The organism is Chromobacterium sp. INPA-IVC (genome assembly GCF_059047085.1).
Window position 1 is genome coordinate 457,933 of sequence record NZ_JBTNLS010000003.1, and the last position, 6,000, is coordinate 463,932.

5 protein-coding genes are annotated in these 6,000 nt (G+C 64.5%); 4 read left to right on the forward strand and 1 reads right to left on the reverse strand.

All coding sequences use genetic code 11. The features are described 5' to 3' along the window. Positions 1 to 140 precede the first annotated feature (140 nt). A complete protein-coding gene (locus tag ACX17K_RS07570) occupies positions 141 to 908 on the reverse strand; it encodes a sulfite exporter TauE/SafE family protein (protein WP_493774339.1) in 768 nt (255 codons plus the stop codon). A gap of 348 nt (positions 909 to 1,256) precedes the next feature. Here ACX17K_RS07570 and ACX17K_RS07575 point away from each other — a divergent pair, with 348 nt between their 5' ends. From ACX17K_RS07575 to kdpB, 4 genes are all read left to right on the forward strand, one after another. Next, positions 1,257 to 1,445, forward strand: a complete 189-nt coding sequence (locus ACX17K_RS07575) for a hypothetical protein (RefSeq protein ID WP_011135152.1) — start codon at positions 1,257 to 1,259, stop codon at positions 1,443 to 1,445. Between the two features lie 406 nt (positions 1,446 to 1,851). Beyond that, a complete protein-coding gene (gene kdpF / locus ACX17K_RS07580) occupies positions 1,852 to 1,941 on the forward strand; it encodes a K(+)-transporting ATPase subunit F (RefSeq protein ID WP_021476355.1) in 90 nt (29 codons plus the stop codon). 2 nt (positions 1,942 to 1,943) lie between these two features. Continuing rightward, on the forward strand, positions 1,944 to 3,752 hold the full coding sequence (gene kdpA / locus ACX17K_RS07585) for a potassium-transporting ATPase subunit KdpA (protein ID WP_493774340.1): 1,809 nt from the start codon (positions 1,944 to 1,946) through the stop codon (positions 3,750 to 3,752). A 24-nt stretch (positions 3,753 to 3,776) separates the two neighbouring features. Beyond that, on the forward strand, positions 3,777 to 6,000 hold a 2,224-nt coding region (kdpB, locus tag ACX17K_RS07590), incomplete at its 3' end, for a potassium-transporting ATPase subunit KdpB (RefSeq protein WP_493774341.1).

Below are 6,000 nucleotides of genomic sequence, written 5' to 3' on the forward strand. Positions count from 1 at the left end.
CGGCGCAGGATCGGGCCTCCCCAAACGCAGCCGCTGCGGACAAAAGCCCCAAGCCAAGTCGCTCCGCGGCCCTGGCAGTGAAAACCGCAGGGCACAAGGGCGCAACGCGGGGCCGGGGCTTTTGTCAGCGGCGCAAAAAGCTACAGCACCAGCTTGCCGCCCGCCAGCGCCAACATCACCGCCAGCGCCGGCCGCAACCAGTGGTCGGACAGGCGGCCGGCCAAGCGGCTGCCCAGCCAGATGCCCGGCAAGGAACCACTGAGCAGCTTCAACAGCAGCACCCAATCCAGATGGCCCATGCCGGCATGGCCCAGGCCGGCCACCAGCGTCAGCGGCACCGCGTGGGCGATCTCGGTGCCAACCAGCCGCGTGGTGGGCAGCGCCGGATACAGCATGAACAGCGCCAAGGTGCCCAAGGCGCCGGCGCCGATCGAACTCAGCGTCACCAGCACGCCCAGCATCACGCCCACCAGCGCCGTCGGCCACCAGCGGCCATCGGCGCCCAGCTTGGCCGCATGATGGCCGCCGACCTTCAGCAGCCAGGGCTTGAACAGGATGGCGAAAGCCGTCAGCAACAAGGCCAAGCCCAGCACGAAACGGAACAGCGCGTCCATCACCTGAGCCGGCACGTGCAGCCAGGACAACAGGCCCAGCGTCAGCAACGCCGCGGGCACGCTCCCCAGCGACAGGTGCCAGGTGATGCGCCAGTCGATATGCCGCTGCTTGTGATGGACCACCACGCCGCCGGCCTTGGTCACCGCGGCGTACAGCAGGTCGGTGCCGACGGCGGTCGCCGGCGAGATGCCGAACCACAGCAGGATGGGCGTCATCAGCGAGCCGCCGCCCACCCCGGTCAAGCCGACGATGAAACCGACGGCCAACCCCGCCACCGTATATCCCAAATCCATGGGAGCCCCCATTCATGCTGCAAGATGTCGTTGATCCTACGCGCTTTGCTTATAACAATTTAGACCTATTAGCTACAACTTTATGATCAAGAAAACTAACCCATGCTTCCATGCAGGTTTCACCGCAACGTCAAGCCGGCGTAACACGGTTCGACTATGTTTTGATATGAACAAAACGACAAGGAACGCCACAACCCCTTCCCGATTTACACCCAAGTGCTTTACAAACCAGGCAAATCGCGTCAACTTGATACTGTCAGGGCGCAGCCTGACCGCTTGCGACACCCAACAGCACGCCAGCCGCCAGGCCCCCTGAGAAGCCCACGTTTCGAGATCGAAAGGTGCAGGATGATTTCTCGTATCCCCCTGAGCGTTCGCAGAAAACAAGCCCGTGACCAACATGAAAGCTTTCTCTACGCAGTAGCCAAGCCCCAGCTGAGCGACGAGGAACGATCCCGCCAGCAGAAGGTTCGCCAGCGCGCGCACGACCGCGACGACGCCCGCTTCCTGGCAGATCGCTGCGACGATCTGTTCTGACCCTCCGCCCGGGGCCGCTGGCCCCTCTAAAGCCTTCCCCGCCCAAGGCTGAGCGTCTCCTGTTTTTCTTTACACCCCCAGTCCCGCCCTAACGGCCCGTTGATGCCCGACGGACAAAGCCTCCAAACTCGCCTACATCCCGGCTTTACAGCTAAAGAAAATCCAAAAAATAGCCAAACCGCTAATTAATCGATCAAAAAATTGTCGATTCAGATAATTTTTATACTTTCTTTACGTTGCCAGAAGCTCTTTTGTCAGGTTTTTGACGCCCGTTTGATTACCTTCCACATCGCACATTACGCATGGAGATTTTCGTTATGGATCTGCTCTACCTAGGCCTCATCGCGCTGTTCGGCGCGCTGACCTGGCTCTTGATCGCAGCCTGCGACCGTTTGGGAGGCAAGCAATGACTGCCTGGTACCTGATCAGCGCCCTGCTGGCGCTGGGACTTTTCGTCTACTTGATCTACGCATTGGTCAAACCGGAGAATTTCTAATCATGAGCACACCCGCCATGCTGCAACTGGGCTTGTTCCTGGTTGTGCTGATCGCGCTGGCCTGGCCGCTGGGCGCTTACATGACGCGCGTCATGCAAGGCGAAAACGTCGGCCCGGTACGCTTCTTCGCGCCGCTGGAGCGCGCGTTCTACCGCCTGGCCGGCATCAAACAGGATGAAGAGATGGGCTGGCGCGGCTACGCGGTGGCGCTGATCCTGTTCAACGTGCTGGGCGTCGTCGCCGTCTACGCGCTGCAACGGCTGCAGGGCATGCTGCCGTTCAATCCGCAGGCGATGGCCGCGGTATCGCCGGACTCCTCGTTCAACACCGCCATTTCCTTCGTCGCCAACACCAACTGGCAGGGTTACGGCGGCGAAACCACGATGAGCTACCTGACCCAGATGCTGGGCCTGACGGTGCAGAACTTCGTGTCGGCCGCCACCGGCGCCGCGGTGGTGATCGCGCTGATCCGCGGCTTCGCCCGCCACAGCAGCGCCAAGATCGGCAACTTCTGGGTGGATATCACCCGGATGACGCTGTACGTGCTGCTGCCGCTGTCGCTGGCGTTCGCGCTGATTTTCTCCCAACAGGGCGTCATCCAGAACCTGTCCGCCTACAAGGACGTCCATACCGTCGAAACCGTCAAATACCAGCAGCCCAAGCAAGACGCCAAGGGCAACCCGGTGCTGGGCAAGGACGGCAAGCCGGTGATGGAGGACAAGACCAGCCAGACGCAGACCCTGCCGATGGGCCCGGTGGCCTCGCAGGAAGCGATCAAGATGCTGGGCACCAACGGCGGCGGCTTCTTCAACGCCAACTCCGCCCACCCGTATGAAAACCCGACCCCGCTGGCCAACTTCCTGCAGGACATCGCGATCTTCCTGATCCCGGCCGCGCTGTGCTTCCTGTTCGGCCGCATGGTCGGCGACCGCCGCCAGGGCTGGGCCATCCTCGCCGCGATGACCATCATGTTCGCCACCGCGGTGGTGGTGGAAACCAGCGCCGAGCAGGCCGGCGTGCCGCAATACAGCTCGCTGGGCATAGACCAGCGCGCCAGCCAGCTACAGTCCGGCGGCAATATGGAAGGCAAGGAAGCCCGCTTCGGCATCATCGACACCTCGCTGTTCGTCGCCGTGACCACCTCCGCCTCCTGCGGCGCAGTCAATGCGATGCACGATTCGCTGACACCCGTCGGCGGCCTGGTGCCGATGTTCCTGATGCAGCTGGGCGAAGTGGTGTTCGGCGGCGTCGGCTCCGGCCTGTACGGCATGCTGATCTTCGCCATCCTGGCGGTGTTCATCGCCGGCCTGATGGTGGGCCGCACGCCGGAATACCTGGGCAAGAAGATCGAAACCTACGAGATGAAGATGACCGCGATCACCATCCTGGTGACGCCGACCCTGGTGCTGGCGCTGACCGCCATCGCCGTCAGCGTGGCGGCGGGCAAAGCCGGCATCGCCAACCCGGCCGCGCACGGCTTCAGCGAAATCCTGTACGCGTTCACCTCGGCCGCCAACAACAACGGCAGCGCCTTCGCCGGCCTGTCCGCCAACACGCCGTTCTACAACATCATGACCGGCATTGCGATGTTCTTCGGCCGATTCTTCATGATCGTGCCCATCCTGGCGATCGCCGGCTCGCTGGCCGCCAAGAAGCGCCTGGCCGTCACCGGCGGCACCCTGCCTACCCACGGCCCGCTGTTCGTGACGCTGTTGATCGGCACCGTGCTGCTGGTGGGCGCCCTCAACTATGTTCCGGCCCTGGCGCTGGGCCCGGTGGTCGAGCACCTGCAAATGCTCGCCGCCCGCTAAGCGCGTCAGTCAAGGAAACTCGATATGAACGACAACAATCATTCCAAGCCGCTGGCGGCCCCCGCCGCCAGCCACAAGAGCGCCAGCAAGTCGCTGCTCGATCCGGCGCTGATGAAGCCGGCCATCGTCGACTCGTTCAAGAAGCTGTCGCCGCGCACCCAATGGCGCAACCCGGTGATGTTCGTGGTGTACGCCGGCAGCATCCTGACCACCGCGCTGTGGATCCAGTCGCTGGTGGGCCATGGCGAGGCCCCGTCCGGCTTCATCCTGGCCGTGGCGCTGTGGCTGTGGTTCACCGTGCTGTTCGCCAACTTCGCCGAGGCGCTGGCCGAGGGCCGCAGCAAGGCCCAGGCCGCCAGCCTGCGCTCCGCCAAGAAGAACGTGGTGGCCAAGAAGCTGGCCGGCGGCAATCACGGCGCGGCCAAGAGCATCGTCGACGGCGCCAGCCTGCGCAAGGGCGACTACGTGCTGGTGGAAGCCGGCGACGTGATCCCGGTTGACGGCGACGTGATCGAAGGCGTGGCCTCGGTGGACGAGTCCGCCATCACCGGCGAATCCGCGCCGGTGATCCGCGAGTCCGGCGGCGACTTCTCCTCGGTCACCGGCGGCACCCGCGTGCTGTCCGACTGGATCGTGGTGAAGATCACCGCCAACCCGGGCGAAACCTTCCTCGACCGCATGATCGCGATGGTGGAAGGCGCCAAGCGCCAGAAGACGCCGAACGAGATCGCGCTGACCATCCTGCTGGTGGCGCTGACCATCGTGTTCCTGATCGTCACCGTGACGCTGCTGCCGTTTTCGCTGTTCAGCGTGGACGCGGCCAAGGCCGGCACGCCGATCAGCATCACCACCCTGGTGGCGCTGCTGGTCTGCCTGATTCCGACCACCATCGGCGGCCTGCTGTCCGCCATCGGCGTGGCCGGCATGAGCCGCATGATGGGCGCCAACGTGATCGCCACCTCCGGCCGCGCGGTGGAAGCCGCCGGCGACGTGGACGTGCTGCTGCTGGACAAGACCGGCACCATCACGCTGGGCAACCGCCAGGCATCGGCCTTCATTCCGGCGCCGGGCGTGTCCGAGAAAGACCTGGCCGACGCGGCGCAACTGGCCTCCCTGGCCGACGAAACGCCGGAAGGCCGCAGCGTAGTGGTGCTGGCCAAGCAGAAGTTCAATCTGCGCGAACGCCAGCTGGCCAGCCATGAAGCCGTGTTCATCCCGTTCACCGCGCAAACCCGGATGTCCGGCATCGACTACGACGGCCGCCAGATCCGCAAGGGCGCCATCGACGCCATCCGCCGCCACATCGCGGAACAAGGCGGGCAGTTCCCCGACGCGCTGGCGAAAAACGCCGAGGACGTGGCCCGCCGCGGCTCCACCCCGCTGCTGGTGGCGGAAGGCAACCGCGCGCTGGGCGTGATCGAGCTGAAGGACATCGTCAAGGGCGGCATCAAGGAACGCTTCGCCGAGCTGCGCCAGATGGGCATCAAGACGGTGATGATCACCGGCGACAACCCGCTGACCGCCGCCGCCATCGCCGCCGAAGCCGGCGTGGACGACTACCTGGCCGAGGCCACGCCGGAAGCCAAGCTCAAGCTGATCCGCAGCCATCAGGCCGAAGGCAAGCTGGTGGCGATGACCGGCGACGGCACCAACGACGCCCCGGCGCTGGCCCAGGCCGACGTGGCGGTGGCGATGAACACCGGCACTCAGGCGGCCAAGGAAGCCGGCAATATGGTGGATCTGGATTCCAATCCCACCAAGCTGATCGAAATCGTGGAAATCGGCAAACAGATGCTGATGACGCGGGGCTCCCTGACCACCTTCTCCATCGCCAACGACGTGGCCAAGTACTTCGCCATCATCCCGGCGGCGTTCGCCAGCACCTATCCGCAGCTGAACGCGCTGAACGTGATGGGCCTGAACAGCCCGGCCTCGGCCATCATGTCGGCGGTGATCTTCAACGCCGTCATCATCGTGGCGCTGATCCCGCTGGCGCTGAAGGGCGTGAAATACCACGCCAGAAGCGCAGCCGAACTGCTGCGCGGCAACCTGCTGGTCTACGGCCTGGGCGGCCTGCTGGTGCCCTTCGCCGGCATCAAGCTGATCGACATGCTGCTGGGCGCGATGGGCCTGGTCAACGCCACGCTGTACCGGCTGACGCTGTACAGCAGCGACAACGCCAAGGGCAGCGTCGCCGCGATGCTGGGCATGCTGTCCACCGCGATGCTGGGCGGCGGCAGCGCCATCC